The following is an 18687-nucleotide window of genomic DNA, read 5'->3' on the forward strand; positions in this document are numbered from 1 at the left end:
GGTGCGGGTCAGGACTTGGCCTGGATCAACTCCACCTTGTAACCGTCCGGGTCTTCCACAAAGGCGATCACCGTCGTCCCGTGCTTCATCGGGCCGGCTTCGCGCACCACCTTGCCACCGCGGGCCTTGATCGCCGCGCAGGCCGCGTAGGCATCCGGCACCGCCAGTGCGATGTGGCCGTAAGCCGTGCCCAGCTCGTAGGACTCGACGCCCCAGTTGTGGGTAAGCTCCAGCACCGCCCCTTCCGATTCATCCTGATAGCCCACGAAGGCCAGCGTGAACTTGCCCTCCGGGTAATCGTTGCGGCGCAGGAGGCGCATGCCGAGCACTTCGGTGTAAAAGGCGATGGAACGGTCGAGGTCCACGACGCGAAGCATGGTGTGCAGAAGACGCATGGTTGTTTTCCTGAGAGTCAGAGGGAAGGAAGACTCGCCGCCACCTGGCGCAGGGCCTTGCGGGCAGCGACGTGATCGGGATAGATGGACTCAACCACGGACCAGAAACGCGGCGAGTGGTTCATCTCGACAAGATGCGCCACCTCGTGGGCCACCACGTAATCGATCAGGCCCAGGGGCAGATGGATGAGCCGCCAGTGCAGGCGGATGCCGCTGCGGCTGCTGCAACTGCCCCAGCGCGTGCGGGCATTGGAGAGCGCCACCGGCGGCACCGGGCGCCCAAGCCGCAGGCAGAACTCCTCGACCCGGTTTTTGAACAAATCGAGGCCTCTTTGTTGCAATTCCCGCAACAATAGCCGGCGGGCATCGCCGCCGCTACGCAGGGCCAGCTCCAGCACCCGCTCCGGGCCGATCTCGTGCCACAGCACCCGGTTGTTTCCGCGCCCGATGGAGATCCGCCAGGCCTCGCCAAGAAAGGGCACGGCCGCGCCATCGACGGCCTCGAAGGCCGGACGGGCCTCGGGCTGCGGACGGTTGTGGAGTTTTTCGACGACCCACGCGGCGTGGCTGCGGATGAAGACCTCGGCCTCGCGCAGACCCACCCGGAGCGGCACGCCCACGGTGAGCCCCCGGTGATCGATGCGCAGCCCCAGCGTCTTGCGGACGCTGCGCCGCAGGGTGTAGGCAACGCGCACCCCGTCGAGAAGGATCTCGCGGGATTCGACGGCCGGCGCGGTCACGCCTTGGCCGGCTCCTGACGCTTGCCGGCGTGGCGGTAGTGGGACGGGAACAGCCGGCGCATCTCGGCCTCGATCCAGGCTTCGGCCTTGGCGTTGATCTCGTCCACCGTCAGCCCGTGGGTGTCGATGGCCGGGCCGACGCTCACCACCACTTCGCCAGGACGCTTGAAGAAGGCGTTGCGCGGCCAGAACTCGCCGGCGTTATGGGCCACGGGCACCACCGGGGTGCCGGTGGCGCGCGCGAGCCAGGCGCCGCCCGGCTTGTAGCGCTTGGTGGTGCCGGGCGCCACCCGGGTGCCCTCCGGGAAGACGGTGACCCAGAAGCCCTGGTTGAGGCGGTCGCTCCCCTGCTCGACCACCTGGTTGAGGGCGTCCTTGCCGGCAGCCCGGTCGATGGCGATCATCGGCATCTGGGAGATCCCCCAGCCGAAGAACGGCACCTTGTGGAGCTCGCGCTTCATCACGAAGACCATCGGCGGAAAGACATCCTGCAGCATGATGGTTTCCCAGGCGGACATGTGCTTGGAGAGCACGATGGCCGGCCCGGCCGGGATGTTGGCGGCGCCTTCGAGCCGGTACGGAATGCCCAGCACGTGCTTGATGACCCAGATCATGATCCGCGCCCAGCCCCGGATGAGCTTGTGGCGCGTCTGCGGGCGGAACGGGAAAGTCGCCATGCCGATGAGGGCGTAGAGCGGCGTGAAGATGCCCAGGGCGAGCATGAACAACAGGTTGCGGATCAGGACCACGGAGGGGTTTCCAGTCAGACGGTGAGCTGCGCGGCCACGGCCGCCAGGTCGGGGAAAATCTGGGTGCCGGGCGGCAGGGCCGGATCGGCCTGGGTCTTGACGCCCCTGCCGGTCAGCACCAGAAACGGCGTGCAACCCACGGCGACGCCGGCCTGCAGGTCGCGCAGGCTGTCGCCCACCACCGGCACGCCGCGCATGTCCACGTTGAAGCGCTCGGCGATCTGCTGGAACATGCCCGGCTTGGGCTTGCGGCAGTCGCAGGTGGAATCCGCGCCGTGGGGGCAGAAAAAGATGGCGTCCAGCCGCCCGCCCGCCTGGGCGAGCGACTTGGTCATCTTTTCGTTGATGGCATTGAGGGTGTCCATGTCGAACAGCCCGCGCCCGACCCCCGACTGGTTGGAGGCGACCACCACCCGCCAGCCGGATTCGTTGAGCCGCGCGATGGCCTCGAGCGAGCCGGGGATCGGCCGCCACTCGTCCGGCGACTTGATGAACTGGTCGGAGTCGAAGTTGATGACGCCGTCCCGGTCGAGAACGATGAGCTTCATGGACTGCCCCCTTGCCCGGCTCACGCGGAGAGCCGCGAGATGTCGGCCACCTGGTTCATCAGACCCGCCAGCTGAGCCAGCAGGGCCAGGCGGTTCTGACGCACCAGCGGCTCGTCGGCCATCACCATCACCTCGTCAAAGAAGCGGTCCACCGCCGCACGCAGGCCGGCGAGCACGCGCAGGGCTTCGGTGTAGGCCTCGTTCTGGAAGTGGGAGCGGGCCAGCGGAGCAACCTCGACGATGGCGTGGAACAGGGCCTTCTCGGCGTCCTCGACGAGCAGCGCCACGTCCGGTTCGCCCGGGGCGACCTCGGTCTTCTTGAGGATGTTGACGATCCGCTTGTTGGCGGCGGCGAGCGCGGCGGCTTCGGGCAGCTGCTGGAAGGCCACGACGGCCTCGAGCTTGGGCACCACCAGATCGATGCGGGTCGGCTTGAGGGCCAGCACCGCATCCACCACGTCCTGGGCGTGGCCGGCGTCGCGCAGCAGGTTGCGCAGGCGCTCGAGCATGAAGTCGAACAGCGGGCCGGGCAGCTCGGCGCCGAGCACGCCCGGGTTGAAGGCCCCGGCGGATTCGTTGATGAGGGTGACCAGATCGAGAGGCAGCTGACCCTCCATCAGGATCCGCAGCACACCCAGGGCGGCACGGCGCAGGCCGAAAGGATCGCGGTCGCCGGTGGGGATCTGGCCGATGCCGAAGAAGCCGGTGAGGGCGTCGAGCTTGTCGGCCAGGGCCAGGGCGCGGCCGATGTTGGAGTCGGGCAGCGCGTCGCCGGCAAAGCGCGGGCGGTAGTGCTGCTCGATGGCTTCGGCCACCACCGGCTGGGCGCCTTCGGCCAGGGCGTAGTAGCGACCCATGATGCCCTGCAGTTCGGGGAACTCGCCGACCATGTCGGTGAGCAGATCGGCCTTGGAGAGCAGCGCGGCGCGGTTGGCGAGGTTCTCGTCGGCGCCCAGCAGGCCGGCGATCTTGCGGGCCACGGTGGACAGGCGCTCGACCCGGTCGCCCAGGGAACCGAGCTTGTTGTGATAGACCACCGAGCCAAGCTTGACCACGCGCGGCGTGAGGCCGGCCTTGATGTCCTGCTCGAAGAAGAAGCGGGCATCGGACAGGCGCGGGCGCACCACGCGCTGGTTGCCGGCGACGATGTTGGAGGGGTCGGCCAGCTCCATGTTCGAGACGATCAGGAAGCGGCTGGTGAGCTTGCCGGCGCCGTCGAACAGCGGGAAGTACTTCTGGTTGGCGCGCATCGTGAGGATCAGGCATTCCTGCGGCACGGCCAGAAACTCGGCCTCGAACTCGCCCACGTAAACGGTCGGGTGCTCGACCAGCGCGGTGACTTCATCGAGCAGGTCGGCGTATTCGCCGAGGGTGGCATGCTGGCGGCCGGCCTCGGTGACGAGCTGCTTCTCGATGTTGGCGCGGCGCTCGGCGAAGTCGGGGATGACCTTGCCTTCGGCCAGCAGCGTGGGCTCGTAGGCGTCGGCGGTGGCGATCTCGATGTCGCCCTTGCTCATGAAGCGGTGGCCGCGGGTGGTGCGACCGGATTCGATGTCGAGCACGCGGCCCGGCACCACATTGGCGCCGTGGAGCAGCGTGAGCTTGTGGGCGGGACGCACGAAGGTGGCGTCGCCGTCGCCCCAGCGCATCACCTTGGGAATCGGCAGCGCCTTGAGGGCGTCCTGGACGATGCCGGCGAGCACGTCGGCGAGCTTCGCGCCCGCCACGGTGCTGGTGTAGAACAGGGCCTCGGCCTTGCCGTCCATGCGACGCTCGAAGCTGGCCACGGCCGACAGGGGGATGCCCTTGCCTTCGAGCTTCTTGGTCAGGGCCGGGGTCGGCTGGCCGTCGGCCGTGAGGGCGACGGAGACCGGCATGATCTTTTCGGTGACGTCCTTGGCTGCGGCCTCGGCCACCACGTGCGGCACGGTCACGGCCAGGCGGCGCGGGGTGGCGAACCAGCGGAAATCGCCTTCGGCGGCCACCAGGCCACGGGTGCGCAGGCCGGCCACGATGGCGTTGGAGAAGGCCTGGCCCAGCTTGGGCAGCGCCTTGGGCGGCAGTTCTTCGGTCAGCAGTTCAACGAGCAGGGTCGCGCCGGTCATCACGCGGCCTCCTTCTTCAGCATCGGGAAGCCGAGGGCTTCGCGGGAGTTGTAATAGGCCTGGGCCACTTCGCGGGCCAGCGCACGCACGCGGCCGATGTAGGCGGCGCGTTCGGTCACCGAGATCGCGCCACGGGCGTCGAGCAGGTTGAAGGTGTGGGAGCACTTCATGACCATCTCGAAGGCCGGCAGCACCAGCGGCACGGCCATCAGGCGCTTGGCTTCGGCTTCGTATTCGCCGAACAGGCGGAACAGCCACTCCACGTTGGAGTGTTCGAAGTTGTAGGTGGATTGCTCCACTTCGTTCTGGTGATAGACATTGCCGTAGGTGACGGGCGTGCCATCCGGGCCGATCGACCAGACCAGGTCATACACATTTTCGACGCCCTGCAGGTACATGGCCAGGCGCTCGAGACCGTAGGTGATCTCGCCCAGCACCGGGCGGCAGGAGAGCGAACCGACTTCCTGGAAATAGGTGAACTGGGTGACTTCCATGCCATCCAGCCAGACTTCCCAACCCAGACCCCACGCGCCCAGGGTGGGCGATTCCCAGTCGTCCTCGACAAAGCGGATGTCGTGGGCGTTCGGATCGATGCCCAGCGCGCGCAGGCTGTCGATGTAGAGCTCCTGGATATTGACCGGCGAGGGCTTCAGCACCACCTGGTACTGGTAGTAGTGCTGCAGGCGGTTGGGGTTCTCGCCGTAGCGGCCGTCCTTCGGGCGGCGGGACGGCTGAACGTAGGCGGCGTTCCAGTGCTCCGGGCCGATGGCGCGCAGGAAGGTGGCGGTGTGGAAGGTGCCGGCGCCGACCTCGATGTCGTAAGGCTGGAGCAGCGTGCAGCCGTGCTCGGCCCAGAAGTTCGAGAGGCGCAGGATGATCTGCTGGAAAGTCGGTTTTTGGACGGACATGGATGCTCCGCGGCGAGGGCCGCGCGGTTTTGGGCAAAGTATCGATTTTACTGTGTTTGGGCAGTCAGGGAACGCCCGGCCGCACGGGCAACCCAGGAAACCACGCTGCCCACCCCGCCAAAGCCGCGCGACCGCCAAATATCCCTACTTAACTCAAGGAATTACTTCCACGAACCGTAATAGCTCGGGCCACACCACTTGCCAATGAAAACGACCTGCCGTTGCTCCGGGAGCGGCCATTTCGGCCGGCCGCCATGGGAATGGGACGGTAAGCAGGCGTCACCAAGGAGAATCCAGACCATGAAGTTAGCCAACCTGGCCGTCGCCGCACGTATGCGCCTGCTCATCGGAATGATGATGCTCGGTCTGGTCGCCCTGTGTGCCGTCAGCCTGGGCAGCCTGCGCACGTCCATGATGGACGACCGCAAGGTGCAGACCAAGCATCTGGTCGAAAGCGGCGCGAGCGTTCTCTAGCACTTCCACGCGCTGGCCCAGGCCGGGACGCTCTCCGAGGCCGACGCCAAGAAGGCCGCTACCGAAACCCTGCGCGCGGTGCGCTACGACGGCAACAACTACCTCTTCGTCGTCACCGCCGCCAATCACTACGTGCTGTTCCCCACCAAGCCCGAGATGGAGGGCCGCGACGCCAGCGGGCTGAAGGACACCAACGGCAAGTTCATCATCCAGGACATCGTGAAAGCGGCCAACGCCGGCGGCGGCTTTGTCGACTACTGGTTCCCCAAGCCGGGCGCCCAGGAATCCAGCCCGAAGGTGTCCTACGCCACCGGCTTCGCCCCGTGGGGCTGGATCATCGGCACCGGCATCTATGTGGACGACGTGGACCGGGAGTTCCGCGCCATCGCCACAATCCTGGGCGGCATCTCGCTGCTGCTGGCCGTGCTGGGGGTGTTCGGCTGGCGCATCAGCGAAAGCGTGACCCGCCAGCTTGGCGGCGAGCCCCAGAGCGCCACCTCGGTGATGCAGCAGGCGGCCGACGGCAATCTCACCACCGACCTGGGCGAGACCCGGGAAGGCAGCATGCTGCACGCCCTGTCGGGCATGATGCGGGCGCTGCGCCGGATGGTGGGCGAGATCAACGACGGGGCCAACCAGCTGGTGAGCAACGCCGACCACATCTCCCGGGTGTCCACCCAGGTGGCCGACGCCGCCGAACGGCAGTCCGACGCCACCGCCGCGATGGCCGCCGCGATGGAGGAACTCACCGTCAGCTCCAGCCACATCTCGGCCAGCGCCCGCGAGACCGAAGTCAATGCCCAGCAGTCGATGCGCCTGGCCGCCGAAGGCAGCACCCGGGTAGAGGAAGCCGTCAGCGCGATCCGCAAGATGTCGGAGACCGTCATCGGCGCCTCGGACCGCATCCGCGCGCTGGAGGAGCGCATCGGCGAGGTGTCGTCGATCGCCAACGTGATCAAGGAGATCGCTGGCCAGACCAACCTGCTGGCGCTCAACGCCGCCATCGAAGCGGCCCGCGCCGGCGAGCAGGGCCGCGGCTTCGCGGTGGTCGCGGACGAAGTGCGCAAGCTGGCCGAACGCACCTCGTCGGCCACCACCGAGATCGAGCAGATGATTACCGGCATCCAGGGCGACACCGGCGAGGCCGTCCGCGCGATGAACGCCGCGCTGCCCGAAGTGGATCACGGCATCGCCCTGGCCACCGCGGCCACCGGCGCCCTGACGGCCATCGAGGCCGGCGCCCAGGAAGCCCTGGCCCGCGCCCACGAGATTGCCGACGCGACCCACGAACAGAGCGCCGCAAGCACGTCCATCGCCCAGCAGGTCGAGGAGATCTCGCACATGGTCGAAAACTCCTCGGCCAACATCCGCGGCGCGGCCGAAGCGGCGGTCAATCTCGAACGCATCGCGGGCGGGCTCAAGGATCAGATCGCCCGCTTCCGGGTCTGACGCCCCTCCCCCGCACGAAGCTAAACGCCTCGGCCCCGGCCGAGGCGTTTTTCCATCCCCACCACCAGCGCCGTCGCAAGCGCCGCAGCCCCGATTTCCAGCCACGCCATCGGACCGATCGGCGCCGAGGCAAACACGCGGTTCATCGCCGGCAGATAGGTGAACAGCGCCTGCAGCGCCACCATCGCACCGATGCCACCCCAGAACCACGGGTTCGACCACCACCCGCAACACCAGAACGGCCCACGCAGGTTGCGGCAGTTGAAGAGGTAGGCGATTTCGCCGGCCACGAAAACATTGACCGCCACCGTGCGCGCCTCCTCAAGCGATGCACCGAGGCCACGCCAGCGCAGGAACAGCCCGAAGGAGGCGACCAGCAGGAGCACGCCCACCAGCACGATGCGGCGGATCAACACCGCGTCGAGGATGGCCGCGCCCGGCGCCCGAGGCGGCCGGCCCATCACGTCCCGCTGGATCGGCTCGAAGGCCAGCGCCATCCCCAGCAGCACCGCGGTGGTCATGTTGATCCACAGGATCTGCAGCGGCGTGATCGGCAGGGTGACGCCGGCCAGCACCGCAAAAAGGATCACCAGCCCTTCGCCAAAGTTCGTGGGCAGCGTCCAGATGATGAATTTGACGAGGTTGTCGTAGACGCCCCGCCCTTCCTCGATGGCCGCCTCGATGGTGGCGAAGTTGTCGTCGGTGAGCACCATCGCGGCGGCGTCCTTGGCCACCTCGGTGCCGCCGGCGCCCATCGCCACGCCGATGTCGGCCGCCTTGAGGGCCGGCGCGTCATTCACCCCGTCGCCGGTCATCGCCACCACCTCGCCCCGCGCCTGCAGGGCCTGGACGAGGCGCAGCTTCTGCTCGGGCTCGACCCGGGCGAAGACGCTCACCTCGCCCACCGTCGCCTGCAGCGCTGCATCGTCCATCGCGGCGAGCTCGCGCCCGGTGACGGCCCGCGAGGTGGGGCCGGCGAGGCCGAGCTTGCGGGCGATGGCGAGGGCGGTCTCGGCGTGGTCGCCGGTGATCATCTTGACCGCCACCCCGGCCGCAGCGCAGGCCTGGATCGCCCGGAGCGCCGCCTGACGCGGTGGGTCGAGCATGGCCTGCAGGCCGACCAGGCACAGCCCACCGGCCAGGGCGGATTCGTCCAGTTGCTCGCTGGCCACCTCGGCGCGGGCGAAGGCCAGCACCCGCAGGCCGTCGGACGCCAGCGCCCGGGCCTGGGCATCGATGGCGTCCACGTCGATGGCCACGGGCTCGCCGTCCGGGCCGAGCTGGCTAGAACAACGGGGCAGGATCGCCTCCAGCGCGCCCTTCACCAGCGCCACCGGCTGGCCGTCCAGGCGATGGAGGCTGGCCATGTACTGGCGGGCGGAGTCGAAGGCGATCTCGTCTACGCGCGGTGAATCGGCGCGCAGCTGCTGCTCGTCCAGCCCGGCTTTGCGGGCGGCCACCAGCAGCGCGGCTTCAGTGGGGTCGCCGGTGATCGTCCACGCGCCGTCCTTCCGGGCCAGACCGGCGTCGTTGCACAGCACGCCGATCACCAGCAGGTCGCGGAGCGGTCCGGCGACGGCGGCGGGCTGGCCGTCCAGCGTCACCGCCCCCTCCGGCGCGTAGCCGTCACCGTCCACGGCAAACTGCTGGCCGCCGGCGACGAGGGCGCGGACGGTCATCTGGTTTTCGGTGAGGGTGCCGGTCTTGTCGGAGCAGATCACCGTGGTGCTGCCCAGGGTCTCGACCGCCGGAAGCCGGCGGATGATGGCCCGGCGCTTCGCCATCCGCGCCACGCCGATGGCCAGGGTGACGGTGATCGCCGCCGGCAGCCCTTCGGGGATCGCCCCGACGGCCAGCGCCACGGCGGCCATCAGCATGTCGAGGAGCGGCTCGCCGCGCAGGCTGCCCACCGCAAAACCAAGGGCGGCAAGGCCCAGGATGACCACCAGCAGGAAATTGGAGAAGCGCTCCATCGCCCGGGTAAGCGGCGTGACGAGGGTTTCGGTGGCGTCGAGCAGATCGGCGATGCGGCCGGTCTCGGTGGCGCGGCCGGTGGCCACCACCAGCCCGCCGGCCTGCCCGGCCACGACGAGGGTGCCGGCGTAGGCCATGTTGACCCGGTCGGCCAGCACGCTGTCGGCGGCGATCGGGTCGGCGTGCTTGGCGACGGCGGTGGATTCGCCGGTGAGCGACGCCTCGGTGACCTGCAGGGCGCGGGCGTCGAAGAGGCGCAGATCGGCCGGCACCTTGTCGCCGGCAGCCAGCCACACCACGTCGCCGGGCACCAGTTCGACGGCATCAATCCGGCGGCGGGTGGCGTCGCGCAGCACGGTCACGTCGCTGGCCACGCTGCGGGCCAGGGCGGCCAGGGCGTTCTCGGCGCGGCCTTCCTGAATGAAGCCGATCAGGGCATTGACCACGACGACGCCGAAGATCACGCCGGCGTCGGCCCATTCGCCGAGAAACGCGGCAGTGGCCCCGCTGACGATCAGGATGTAGATGAGGGGCTGGTGGAACTGCAGCGCCAGGCGCAGGAGCGGACCGCGGCCGGCCTTGGCGTCGATGCGGTTGGGGCCGTGGCGGGCCAGGCGCTCGGCAGCGTCGCCTTCGGCGAGCCCCGTGTCGGCGCTCGAAGCCAGTTCAGTGAATGCCTCGTCGTGAGGACGGGCATGCCAGTCGGAGGGCGCGGAGGCGGTCATGGCACAGTGGCAGATTGAAGCGGTTTGCCTGGTCGGACCACAGCCCGGCCAGGCGGGTTCAACGAGGCGGCCGCTGCCGGGGCCGCCCCGCAAACCGTCAGGCGTCGACCTTGGGCAGCATCGACAGGGCCATTGCCAGCTCCTTCTCGTCGTAGGCCTGATCCACCAGCTTGCCGGAGAGGTAGTTGGTGTAGGAGGTCATGTCGAAGTGGCCGTGGCCGGACAGGCAGAACAGGATGGTCTCGCTCTTGCCTTCGGCCTTGCAGCGCAGGGCTTCCTGGATTGCGCCACGAATGCCGTGGGTGGACTCCGGTGCCGGCACGATGCCTTCGGCGCGGGCGAACATCACGCCGGCCTCGAAGCACGAGGTCTGGCCGTAGGACTGGGCTTCGATGAGGCCGAGCTCCATCACGTGGCTCACCAGCGGCGCCATGCCGTGGTAGCGCAGGCCACCGGCGTGCAGGCCCGGCGGGGTGAAGTCGCTGCCGAGGGTGTGCATCTTGACCAGCGGCGTGAGGTGGGCGGTGTCGCCAAAATCGTAGGCGTACTTGCCGCGGGAAAGGGACGGACAGGCCGAGGGCTCGACCGCCACGATGCGGCGCTTCTTGGTGGTTTCGCCGCGCAGCTGCTGGCCCAGGAAGGGGAAAGCAATGCCGGCGAAGTTGGAGCCACCGCCGACACAGCTGATCACCACGTCCGGGTCGTCGCCGGCCATCTCCATCTGCAGGATGGCTTCCTCGCCGACGATGGTCTGGTGCAGCAGCACATGGTTGAGCACCGAGCCCAGCGCGTATTTGGTGTCGTCGTTCTTGGCGGCCACCTCGACGGCCTCGGAGATGGCGATGCCCAGGGAGCCGATGTGGTCCGGATGCTCGGCGAGCACCGCGCGGCCGTAATCGGTCTCGGGCGACGGCGACGGGATGCAACGGGCACCCCAGGTTTCCATCAGGGCGCGGCGATAGGGCTTCTGGTCATACGACACGCGAACCTGGAAGACGGTCACATCCAGCCCGAACAGGCCGCCGGCGTAGGCCAGCGACGACCCCCACTGGCCGGCGCCGGTTTCGGTGGCGAGGCGCTTCACGCCTTCCTGGGCGTTGTACCAGGCCTGGGGCACGGCGGAGTTGGGCTTGTGGCTGCCGGCGGGCGACACGCCTTCGTACTTGAAGTAGATCTTGGCCGGCGTGCCGAGCAGCTTTTCGAGACGGCGGGCACGGAACAGCGGGCTGGGGCGCCACTGGCACAGCACGTCACGGACGGGCTCGGGGATGTCGATGTAGCGCTCGGTGGACATCTCCTGGGCGATGATCGCGTTCGGGAAGATCGGCGCCAGATCGGACGGGCCGAGAGGCTGGAGCGTGCCCGGGTGGAGCGGCGGCGGCAGTGGCACCGGCAGATCGGCGGCGATGTTGTACCAGGCCTTGGGCATGCGGGATTCGTCGAGCAGATACTTGATCTGGTCGCTCATGGTTTTCCTCCTGATCGGTCTTGGTTTTGTCGTGTTTGAAAGGGGCGGCCGACGCTCAGGCGGCCAGATCTTCCAGGGCGATGCCCCAGTGCTTCATCAGGTAGCGCAGCAGGGTCTGCTCGCCTTCGCTGACGGCACCGTCGGCCTTGGCGATGATGAGGATCGCCGACAGGGCGACCTTCTGCAGGGTCGGATCGACGATGTCGTCGGCCAACCGGGCCAGCCGGCGCTCTTCGAGGAGGAACACCCGTTCCTGCTCGGCCTCGGTGATGACGTCGCGACAGCAGTCGAGCAGCGCCTGGATGAGCACGTCCTGCTCGATGCCGACGAGGGAGACGGTGTCGTGGTGCTTGAGCCAGTCGATTTCCCGGTTGTCCAGCCGGCCATCGGCGAGAATCGCCATGGCGATCAGGCGTGCGAGCGCCTCGGGGCTGTTGGTCGGATAAGCGCGCATGGTTCGATGATCCTGTTCGATAAAGGGCGAAACGCGATCATACGCTCATACGCGCCAGCGCTCCCGCCACCGGAGGTTCAGGCCCGTCGGCGGCGCCCAGCGAGCACCGTCACGCCCAGAAACAGCAGCGCAATGCCAACCGCCGGACCGTTGCCCCAGCGGGCGTAGGGCGTCAGGCCCTGATAGCCGCGCACCGACACGTGCAGCGCCCCCGCCTCGAACGGCGGCAGCACCGCCTCGACGTGGCCGTCGGGCCTCACCAGCGCGGTCATCCCGGTGTTGGTGCTGCGCAGCATCGGCCGGCCGGTTTCCAGCGCGCGCAGGCGGGCGATCTGCAGGTGCTGGGGTTGGGCGAAGGAGTCGCCATACCAGGCCAGGTTGGAGAGGTTGAGCATCAGCGTGGCCTCGGGCAGGCTGCGGATCAGCTCCTCGCCAAACACGTCCTCGTAGCAGATGTTGATCGCCACCTTCTGCCCGGCCAGGGCCAGCGGCGGCTGACGCTCCGGGCCCCGGGTCTGGTCGGCCATCGGAATGTTCGCCAGATCGTAAAACCAGCGGAACATCGGCGGCGAATACTCGCCAAAGGGCACCAGATGCTGCTTGGCATAATGGCCCGAGGGCGACGCGCCGAGGCTGATCGCTGCGTTGAAGATATGGCCTTCCGCGTCGCGGGTGAAGGTGCCGAGAATCACGTCGCCGCCGTGGCTGGCCGCGCTGCGGCCGACGGCCTCCAGGTAGCCCGGCGGCAGGTAGTCGATGAGGAGCGGAATGGTGGTTTCGGGCAGCACGACGATCTGCGCCGGGTTGTCGCGCACCATTGTCAGGTTGCGGTCGAGCCAGTGCTGGAGCATCTCGGGCCGCCACTTGAGGCTCTGCTCGATGTTGGTCTGCAGCAGCGCCACCTTGACGGGCTCGCCGACAGGTGCCGTCCAGGCGATCTGGCGCAGCCCGGCCCCGGCGCCGATCACCAGCGCCACACCCAGCAGCGGCTGCCAACGCCGCTCGGCCAGCGCGGCCACGGCCAAGGCCGACACCAGCGCCACCAGCCCGCCCACGCCGAACACGCCCACCACCGGCGCAAACCCGGCCAGCGGGCTGGGCGGCGTCTGGCTGTAGCCGACGGCAAGCCACGGAAAGCCCGTGAAGATCCAGCAGCGGGTCCATTCGAAAATCAGCCAGCAGGCGGCGAAAAGCGCGGCATCCGGCACCGCCCTGCCCCGCCGCAGGCCACCAAAGGCGGCACCGGCCAGGCCGGCAAAGACGCCCACCAGCGCGCAGAACAGCAGGATGGCCAGCGCGGCCAGCGGCGCCGGCATGCCCCCAAAACGGTGGAGCGCCACGTACAGCCACGAGACACCGCCGAGCATTGCCCCGAGGCCCCAGGCAAGGCCGGTGACGAATCCGGCCCGGGCGCGACGACCCGGCGACGCGTCATGCAGCGCCGCAGGCGCGCCCGGCCCGAGCAGCCAGAACAGCACGCCCAGCGCGACGAAGACAAGGGGAAACAACCCGACCGGCGCATAGGCGAGCACCGAAGCCCCTCCGGCCAGGAGGGCCCCGACGAGACGCAGCCAGCCCATCAGCCGCCGACCGTGTCGGTGTCGGGCAAGCGCTCGACCAGCAGGGAGTGAATGCGCCGGCTGTCGGCGCGCAGCACCTGGAAGCGCAGACCTTCAAGTTCGACGACCTCGTTGCGCTTGGGCAGACGGCCGAGCTTGCGGATCAGCAGGCCGCCGACGGTGTCGTACTCGCTGTCGCTGAACTCGCAGCCGAAGGCTTCGTTGAAATCCTCGATCTCGGTGCCGGCCTTGACCCGGTAGCGGCCGGCCTGGTCGATGCGGATGTTGTCGGCGGTCTCGTCGAAGTCGTATTCGTCCTCGATGTCGCCGACGATCTGCTCGAGCACGTCCTCGATGGTGACGAGCCCGGCCACGCCGCCGTACTCATCCACCACGATGGCCATGTGGTTGCGGCTGACGCGGAAATCCCGCAGCAGCACGTTGAGTCGCTTGGATTCGGGGACGAACACCGCGGGGCGGAGCATCTCGCGGAGGTTGAAGGATTCGCCGGCAAAGACCCGCAGCAGATCCTTGGCCAGCAGCACGCCGAGCACGTCGTCCTTGCCTTCGCCGACGACGGGAAAGCGGGAATGGGCAGCGCCGATGGCAAAACGGGTGATGTCCTCGACGGAGTCGGCAAGATTGACGACATCCATCTGCGCGCGGGGAATCATCACGTCGCGCACCTGCATCTCGGACACCTGGAGCGCACCTTCGATGATCGCCAGGGCGTCCGCGTCAAACAGATTGCGGTCGTGGGCGGCGTGCAGAAGGTGCAGAAGTTCTTCGCGGTCTTCCGGCTCCCGGGTCAGGAGGGCGGAAAGCCGTTCTAGCAAGGACGGTTTACTACTGGAGGGTTCCATAAAAGGGGTTGATGAGAAATGGGCGATGGGCGATGAATCGGGGTTCCGACCCATCGCCCATGGCGCATTGCTCATCCCACCAGATCATCGTTCTCCCGCGTACGGGTCGGGATATCCCAGCCCGGCGAGGATCTCGCGCTCCCGCGCTTCCATCTCCTCGGCCTCGGCGTCCTCGATGTGGTCGAAGCCCTGCAAATGCAGCATACCATGCACGGATAAGTGGGCGTAATGGGCGTCCAGCGCCTTGCCCTGCTCCGCCGCCTCGCACTCGACCACCTGCCTGCACAGCACCAGATCGCCCATCAGCGGCAGGCCTTCGGGCAGCGGCATGTCCTCGCCTTCATCATAGGCAAAGGTGAGCACGTTGGTGGCGTAATCCTTGCCGCGGTAATCGCGGTTGAGTTCGCGGCCTTCGTCTTCATCCACGATGCGCACGGTGATGCGCGCCGCGCCGGGTTCGGCCGCGCGCAGCCAGCGGCGAAAATCGATGCGGGAGGGTACGCCCTCGCGGTTACAGGCGTATTGCACCGAAAGGTCGAGTCGGCGAGGAAGCTTGGGTTGGGTCATTGCTGGGTCTGCTGTTGCTGGTTGCGCTGGGAATGCTTTTCGTAGGCGTCGACGATGCGGGCAACGAGGGGGTGGCGCACCACATCTTCCTTCAGGAAGTGGGTGAAAGCCACGCCGCGCACATCGGCAAGCACCTGGACCGCCTCGCCCAGGCCGCTCTTCTGGCCGCGGGGAAGATCCACCTGGGTCAGGTCGCCGGTGATCACCGCCCGCGAGCCGATGCCGATGCGGGTGAGGAACATTTTCATCTGCTCGGGCGAGGTGTTCTGGGCTTCATCCAGGATGATGAAGGCCCGCGACAAGGTGCGCCCGCGCATGAAGGCCAGGGGCGCGATCTCGATGCACCCGCGCTCGAAGAGCTTGGTGACGCGATCGAAACCCATCAGATCGTAGAGCGCGTCGTAGAGCGGGCGCAGATACGGATCTACCTTCTGGGCCAGATCACCGGGCAGAAAGCCCAGCCGCTCGCCCGCCTCGACCGCCGGACGGGTGAGGACGATGCGCTCCACGTGCTCCCGCTCGAACGCATCCACCGCGCTCGCCACCGCAAGATAAGTCTTGCCGGTGCCGGCCGGGCCGACGCCGAAGGTGATGTCGTGCTCCTGGATCTGCCGGATGTAATCCACCTGACGCGGCGTACGGCCGTGCAGCTCGCTCTTGCGGGTGAGCAGGGTCGGCGCCGGCGGGTTGGCCTGGGACAGATTGGCCAGCTCGATGAGGCCGAGCTGGATGTCATCCACAGAAAGCGGCGCGTCGGATCTATCGTAGAAATGCCGCAGCGCGCGCGCCGCAACGTGGGCCTGCGGCGACTCGCCATGCAGCGTGAAACGCTCGCCCCGGCGGGCGATCGTCACGTCGTAGGCGGTTTCGATCTGGCGGATGTTCTCGTCGAGCACCCCGCACAGGTTGGCGAGGCGCAGGTTGTCGAGGGGATGCAGCGTGATTTCGGTTGGCTTCATCAGGTACATGCTGCCAGACCAGCGCCCGGCGGGAAAGTGGCTGTCACGATCGGATCGTCATCCGGCCGCTCAATCCTTCACGACGATCTCGCCGCGCAGCGAGTGCGGCAGCGCCGAGGTGATCGTCACATCGACGAAATTGCCCACCAGACGAGGGTTACCCGAAAAGTTTACGACACGGTTGTTGTCGGTCCGGCCGGCGAGCTCGTTGGGATCCTTCTTCGACGGGCCTTCGACCAGAATGCGCTGAACGCTGCCAACCATGCTGGCGCTGATCTCGGCCGCGTGCTCCTCGATGCGCTTCTGCAGGCGCGCAAGGCGGGCAAGCTTGACGTCGGCCGGCGTGTCGTCCGGCAGATCCGAAGCCGGCGTACCAGGGCGCGCGCTGTAGACAAAGCTGAACGACGTATCGAACTTGAGATCGTCGATCAGCTTCATCGTCGCCTCGAAATCGGCCTCGGTCTCCCCCGGGAAGCCGATGATGAAATCGGACGACAGGGAAATATCCGGCCGTGCAGCGCGCAGGCGGCGCACCAGCGATTTGTATTCCAGCACCGTGTAGCCACGCTTCATCGCCGCCAGCACGCGATCCGAGCCGGCCTGAACCGGCAGGTGCAGGTGAGACACCAGCTTGGGCAGCTTGGCGTAGGCATCGACGACCCGCTGGGTCATCTCGCGCGGATGCGAGGTGGTGTAACGGAGGCGCTCGATGCCCGGGATGTCATGCACGCATTCGAGCAGGAAGGCAAAGTCGGCCATCTCGCCGCCATCGCCATCTACTGGCGCCCGCCAGGCATTCACGTTCTGGCCAAGCAGTGTCACCTCCTTCACGCCCTGGGCCGCCAGCCCGGCCACTTCGGCCAGCACGTCGGCCAGCGGACGATAGACCTCATCGCCACGGGTGTAAGGCACGATGCAGAAAGTGCAGTACTTCGAACAGCCCTCCATGATCGACACGAAGGCGCTCGCCCCTTCCACCCTCGCCGGCGGCAGGTTGTCAAACTTCTCGATCTCGGGGAAGGAGATATCCACCTGCGAACGGCCGGACGACCTGCGCTCGGCGATCAGCTTAGGCAGGCGATGCAGGGTTTGCGGCCCGAAGACCAGATCCACATACGGCGCCCGGGCGACAATCGCCTCGCCCTCCTGGCTCGCCACGCAACCACCCACACCAATGATCAGGTTGGGATTCTTCTGCTTGAGGTGCTTGACCCGACCGAGATCGTGAAACACCTTCTCCTGCGCCTTCTCGCGCACCGAGCAGGTGTTGAAGAGGATCACATCCGCCTCTTCAGGGTTATCGGTCTTCTCAAGCCCATCGGCAGCTCCGAGCACATCCGCCATCTTGTCCGAGTCGTACTCGTTCATCTGACAGCCGAAGGTACGGATATAAAGCTTCTTCATTTTTTGTTGACCGAGGTGCTCTAAAACTCTATTATAGCGGGCTCAGGTTGGTGATGTAGCTCAGATGGTTAGAGCGACGGATTCATAACCCGTAGGTCGGCGGTTCGACTCCGCCCATCACCACCACAGAACACTAAGCCGCTGAATCGCAAGGTTCAGCGGCTTTTTTGCGTTTTGACCACGCCTCGGCAACCGGGGTAGCTGCGATACCCGCGTGATGAGATGGAGCGCAAAACGGAGTCATCGCGCGACTTGACCTGTCTATAACTCCACAGCTTACGATTCCGCCGTCAACAATTTTCTTCGAAGACGGAGCATCCAGTCATGGTCAATATTTCTGAGTTCGCTTCAAGCCTCGGGCTATCGCGATCCACGCTGCTCTATTACGAAAAGCTGGGGCTGCTTAAAGGCGACCGTCAGCTCAACAGCTATCGGCGCTACGACGAAGGTAAGCCCCCGGCGATCCCCTCTTGACCGTGTCTCAGGCTGACTCCGGCCTCCACCGATGCGGCAGCAACTCCCCGATCCGACTCTGCGGCTGAGTCGGCAGGCGGGTGAGGACGTCCTTCAGATAGGCGAAGGGCTCGTGGCCATTCAGGCGCGCGGACTGGATCAGGCTCATGATCGCGGCCGCCCGTTTGCCAGCGCGCAGCGACCCGGCGAAGAGCCAGTTCTTGCGCTTATGCTGAACTCGACATAAGCGCAATTATGTCCAGTCCGCGATTATGCTGAGTCGCCGGCGGCGGGCCGCCCGATCCGCGGCGCCCCGCCCATACCGGCTGCGCATAATCAAAGAGCCTGCAGGAACTTCAACAGCGCATCGGTCGGCCGATAGCGCACGCCGCGGGTTTCGGGAGGCGCGATCGCGGCCAAGGCGCGCTCCTTCATGGCCAGATCCGCTTCGACGTAGCCATGCGTCGTTACCGGACTCTCGTGCCCGAGCCACAGGGCAATGACCGTGAGGTCGACGCCGGCCTGCAGCAGGTGCATCGCGGTCGTATGGCGCAGCGTATGGGGAGAGAGCGTTCGCCCTTGAAACGACGGGCACCGCGGCGTTGCCGCGCTCACTGCCCGGGCGAGTCGCTCGGCGACATTGGAACGGGTCATCGGCTTTCCCCATCGATTGGGCAGCAGCGCCTGGTCCTGCTGCAGGCCCGCGGACTGGAGCCAGCGCCGGATCTCCACGACGGTTTCCTTCCAGAGCGGCACGGTGCGCTGCTTGCGTCCCTTGCCGTGCAAGCGTACCGATGGTGTGACATCGAGCTCCAGATCATGGACGCGGATGCCGATGAGCTCGGAGACCCGGGCGCCGGTGTTGTAGAGCAGCTGTAGCAGCACGCGGTCCC

18 protein-coding genes, 1 tRNA gene and 1 pseudogene are annotated in these 18687 nt (G+C 67.1%); 4 read left to right on the forward strand and 16 right to left on the reverse strand.

All coding sequences use genetic code 11. From position 1 onward, the window contains the following. Positions 1 to 8 precede the first annotated feature (8 nt). Genes gloA through glyQ form a run of 6 tightly spaced genes read right to left on the reverse strand, consistent with a single transcriptional unit; the run spans position 9 to position 5445 of the window. Positions 9 to 395: a lactoylglutathione lyase gene (gene gloA, locus GH681_RS15785; protein WP_153162455.1), complete on the reverse strand. Its 387-nt coding sequence runs from the start codon at positions 393 to 395 to the stop codon at positions 9 to 11. Positions 396 to 412: 17 nt separating this feature from the next. Next, entirely contained in the window at positions 413 to 1135 is a 723-nt protein-coding gene (locus GH681_RS15790; RefSeq protein WP_228111931.1) for a M48 family metallopeptidase, read from the reverse strand. Next, the gene (locus GH681_RS15795; RefSeq protein ID WP_153162456.1) at positions 1132 to 1884 is read right to left on the reverse strand and encodes a 1-acyl-sn-glycerol-3-phosphate acyltransferase; all 753 of its coding nucleotides are present in this window, start codon (positions 1882 to 1884) and stop codon (positions 1132 to 1134) included. Before GH681_RS15795 ends, GH681_RS15790 begins: the two co-directional genes overlap by 4 nt. 14 nt (positions 1885 to 1898) lie before the next feature. Continuing rightward, on the reverse strand, positions 1899 to 2432 hold the full coding sequence (gene gmhB, locus GH681_RS15800; RefSeq protein WP_153162457.1) for a D-glycero-beta-D-manno-heptose 1,7-bisphosphate 7-phosphatase: 534 nt from the start codon (positions 2430 to 2432) through the stop codon (positions 1899 to 1901). Positions 2433 to 2452: 20 nt separating this feature from the next. Next, positions 2453 to 4537 (reverse strand): glycine--tRNA ligase subunit beta, encoded by a 2085-nt coding sequence (glyS, locus tag GH681_RS15805; protein WP_153162458.1) that lies wholly within the window; start codon positions 4535 to 4537, stop codon positions 2453 to 2455. Beyond that, a complete protein-coding gene (gene glyQ, locus GH681_RS15810) occupies positions 4537 to 5445 on the reverse strand; it encodes a glycine--tRNA ligase subunit alpha (RefSeq protein WP_153162459.1) in 909 nt (302 codons plus the stop codon). Before glyQ ends, glyS begins: the two co-directional genes overlap by 1 nt. Positions 5446 to 5745: 300 nt before the next feature. Here glyQ and GH681_RS23740 point away from each other — a divergent pair, with 300 nt between their 5' ends. Continuing rightward, the gene (locus GH681_RS23740; RefSeq protein WP_228111932.1) at positions 5746 to 5919 is read left to right on the forward strand and encodes a hypothetical protein; all 174 of its coding nucleotides are present in this window, start codon (positions 5746 to 5748) and stop codon (positions 5917 to 5919) included. Positions 5920 to 5931: 12 nt separating this feature from the next. Continuing rightward, positions 5932 to 7368, forward strand: a complete 1437-nt coding sequence (locus GH681_RS15815; protein ID WP_228111936.1) for a methyl-accepting chemotaxis protein — start codon at positions 5932 to 5934, stop codon at positions 7366 to 7368. 20 nt (positions 7369 to 7388) lie between these two features. Here GH681_RS15815 and GH681_RS15820 read toward each other — a convergent pair whose 3' ends face one another. The 8 genes from GH681_RS15820 to miaB all read right to left on the reverse strand — a co-directional run bounded on the left by GH681_RS15820 (position 7389) and on the right by miaB (position 17341). Further along, positions 7389 to 10067, reverse strand: a complete 2679-nt coding sequence (locus tag GH681_RS15820; protein WP_153162460.1) for a cation-transporting P-type ATPase — start codon at positions 10065 to 10067, stop codon at positions 7389 to 7391. A gap of 97 nt (positions 10068 to 10164) precedes the next feature. Continuing rightward, on the reverse strand, positions 10165 to 11535 hold the full coding sequence (locus GH681_RS15825; protein WP_153162461.1) for a TrpB-like pyridoxal phosphate-dependent enzyme: 1371 nt from the start codon (positions 11533 to 11535) through the stop codon (positions 10165 to 10167). Between the two features lie 55 nt (positions 11536 to 11590). After that, positions 11591 to 11989 (reverse strand): TerB family tellurite resistance protein, encoded by a 399-nt coding sequence (locus GH681_RS15830; RefSeq protein ID WP_153162462.1) that lies wholly within the window; start codon positions 11987 to 11989, stop codon positions 11591 to 11593. Positions 11990 to 12066: 77 nt separating this feature from the next. Continuing rightward, a complete protein-coding gene (lnt, locus tag GH681_RS15835) occupies positions 12067 to 13569 on the reverse strand; it encodes an apolipoprotein N-acyltransferase (protein WP_194271254.1) in 1503 nt (500 codons plus the stop codon). Then, the gene (locus tag GH681_RS15840; protein WP_153162463.1) at positions 13569 to 14411 is read right to left on the reverse strand and encodes an HlyC/CorC family transporter; all 843 of its coding nucleotides are present in this window, start codon (positions 14409 to 14411) and stop codon (positions 13569 to 13571) included. Before GH681_RS15840 ends, lnt begins: the two co-directional genes overlap by 1 nt. Before the next feature lie 84 nt (positions 14412 to 14495). Next, positions 14496 to 14978 (reverse strand): rRNA maturation RNase YbeY, encoded by a 483-nt coding sequence (ybeY, locus tag GH681_RS15845; RefSeq protein ID WP_153162464.1) that lies wholly within the window; start codon positions 14976 to 14978, stop codon positions 14496 to 14498. After that, a complete protein-coding gene (locus GH681_RS15850; RefSeq protein ID WP_153162465.1) occupies positions 14975 to 15937 on the reverse strand; it encodes a PhoH family protein in 963 nt (320 codons plus the stop codon). Before GH681_RS15850 ends, ybeY begins: the two co-directional genes overlap by 4 nt. Before the next feature lie 69 nt (positions 15938 to 16006). Beyond that, the gene (gene miaB / locus GH681_RS15855) at positions 16007 to 17341 is read right to left on the reverse strand and encodes a tRNA (N6-isopentenyl adenosine(37)-C2)-methylthiotransferase MiaB (RefSeq protein WP_153162466.1); all 1335 of its coding nucleotides are present in this window, start codon (positions 17339 to 17341) and stop codon (positions 16007 to 16009) included. A 49-nt stretch (positions 17342 to 17390) separates the two neighbouring features. On the opposite strand from miaB, the gene GH681_RS15860 reads away from it, so the two are divergent. Together GH681_RS15860 and GH681_RS15865 are read left to right on the forward strand one after the other, a co-directional pair. Beyond that, positions 17391 to 17467 (forward strand) — tRNA-Met (locus GH681_RS15860). 198 nt (positions 17468 to 17665) lie between these two features. After that, positions 17666 to 17815, forward strand: coding sequence for a MerR family DNA-binding transcriptional regulator (locus GH681_RS15865; protein ID WP_153162467.1), 150 nt, complete (start codon positions 17666 to 17668; stop codon positions 17813 to 17815). Positions 17816 to 17822: 7 nt separating this feature from the next. Here GH681_RS15865 and GH681_RS15870 read toward each other — a convergent pair. Together GH681_RS15870 and GH681_RS15875 are read right to left on the reverse strand one after the other, a co-directional pair. Next, positions 17823 to 18020 (reverse strand): annotated as a pseudogene (locus tag GH681_RS15870) (transposase domain-containing protein); the annotation flags it as partial. A gap of 110 nt (positions 18021 to 18130) precedes the next feature. Then, a partial coding sequence (locus GH681_RS15875; protein WP_228111933.1) for a tyrosine-type recombinase/integrase occupies positions 18131 to 18687 on the reverse strand: 557 nt, incomplete at its 5' end.

The organism is Zoogloea sp. 1C4, from assembly GCF_009469605.1.
GTDB lineage: Bacteria > Pseudomonadota > Gammaproteobacteria > Burkholderiales > Rhodocyclaceae > Zoogloea > Zoogloea oryzae.

Excerpts from the sequence above, each read along its gene's own strand:
- gmhB (WP_153162457.1), bottom strand. The coding sequence starts at position 2,432 with ATGAAGCTCATCGTTCTCGACCGGGACGGCGTCATCAACTTCGACTCC.
- gloA (WP_153162455.1), bottom strand. The coding sequence starts at position 395 with ATGCGTCTTCTGCACACCATGCTTCGCGTCGTGGACCTCGACCGTTCC.
- GH681_RS15825 (WP_153162461.1), bottom strand. The coding sequence starts at position 11,535 with ATGAGCGACCAGATCAAGTATCTGCTCGACGAATCCCGCATGCCCAAG.
- lnt (WP_194271254.1), bottom strand. The coding sequence starts at position 13,569 with ATGGGCTGGCTGCGTCTCGTCGGGGCCCTCCTGGCCGGAGGGGCTTCG.
- glyQ (WP_153162459.1), bottom strand. The coding sequence starts at position 5,445 with ATGTCCGTCCAAAAACCGACTTTCCAGCAGATCATCCTGCGCCTCTCG.
- GH681_RS15840 (WP_153162463.1), bottom strand. The coding sequence starts at position 14,411 with ATGGAACCCTCCAGTAGTAAACCGTCCTTGCTAGAACGGCTTTCCGCC.
- GH681_RS15820 (WP_153162460.1), bottom strand. The coding sequence starts at position 10,067 with ATGACCGCCTCCGCGCCCTCCGACTGGCATGCCCGTCCTCACGACGAG.
- glyS (WP_153162458.1), bottom strand. The coding sequence starts at position 4,537 with ATGACCGGCGCGACCCTGCTCGTTGAACTGCTGACCGAAGAACTGCCG.
- GH681_RS15830 (WP_153162462.1), bottom strand. The coding sequence starts at position 11,989 with ATGCGCGCTTATCCGACCAACAGCCCCGAGGCGCTCGCACGCCTGATC.
- GH681_RS15865 (WP_153162467.1), top strand. The coding sequence starts at position 17,666 with ATGGTCAATATTTCTGAGTTCGCTTCAAGCCTCGGGCTATCGCGATCC.
- GH681_RS23740 (WP_228111932.1), top strand. The coding sequence starts at position 5,746 with ATGAAGTTAGCCAACCTGGCCGTCGCCGCACGTATGCGCCTGCTCATC.
- ybeY (WP_153162464.1), bottom strand. The coding sequence starts at position 14,978 with ATGACCCAACCCAAGCTTCCTCGCCGACTCGACCTTTCGGTGCAATAC.
- miaB (WP_153162466.1), bottom strand. The coding sequence starts at position 17,341 with ATGAAGAAGCTTTATATCCGTACCTTCGGCTGTCAGATGAACGAGTAC.
- GH681_RS15850 (WP_153162465.1), bottom strand. The coding sequence starts at position 15,937 with ATGAAGCCAACCGAAATCACGCTGCATCCCCTCGACAACCTGCGCCTC.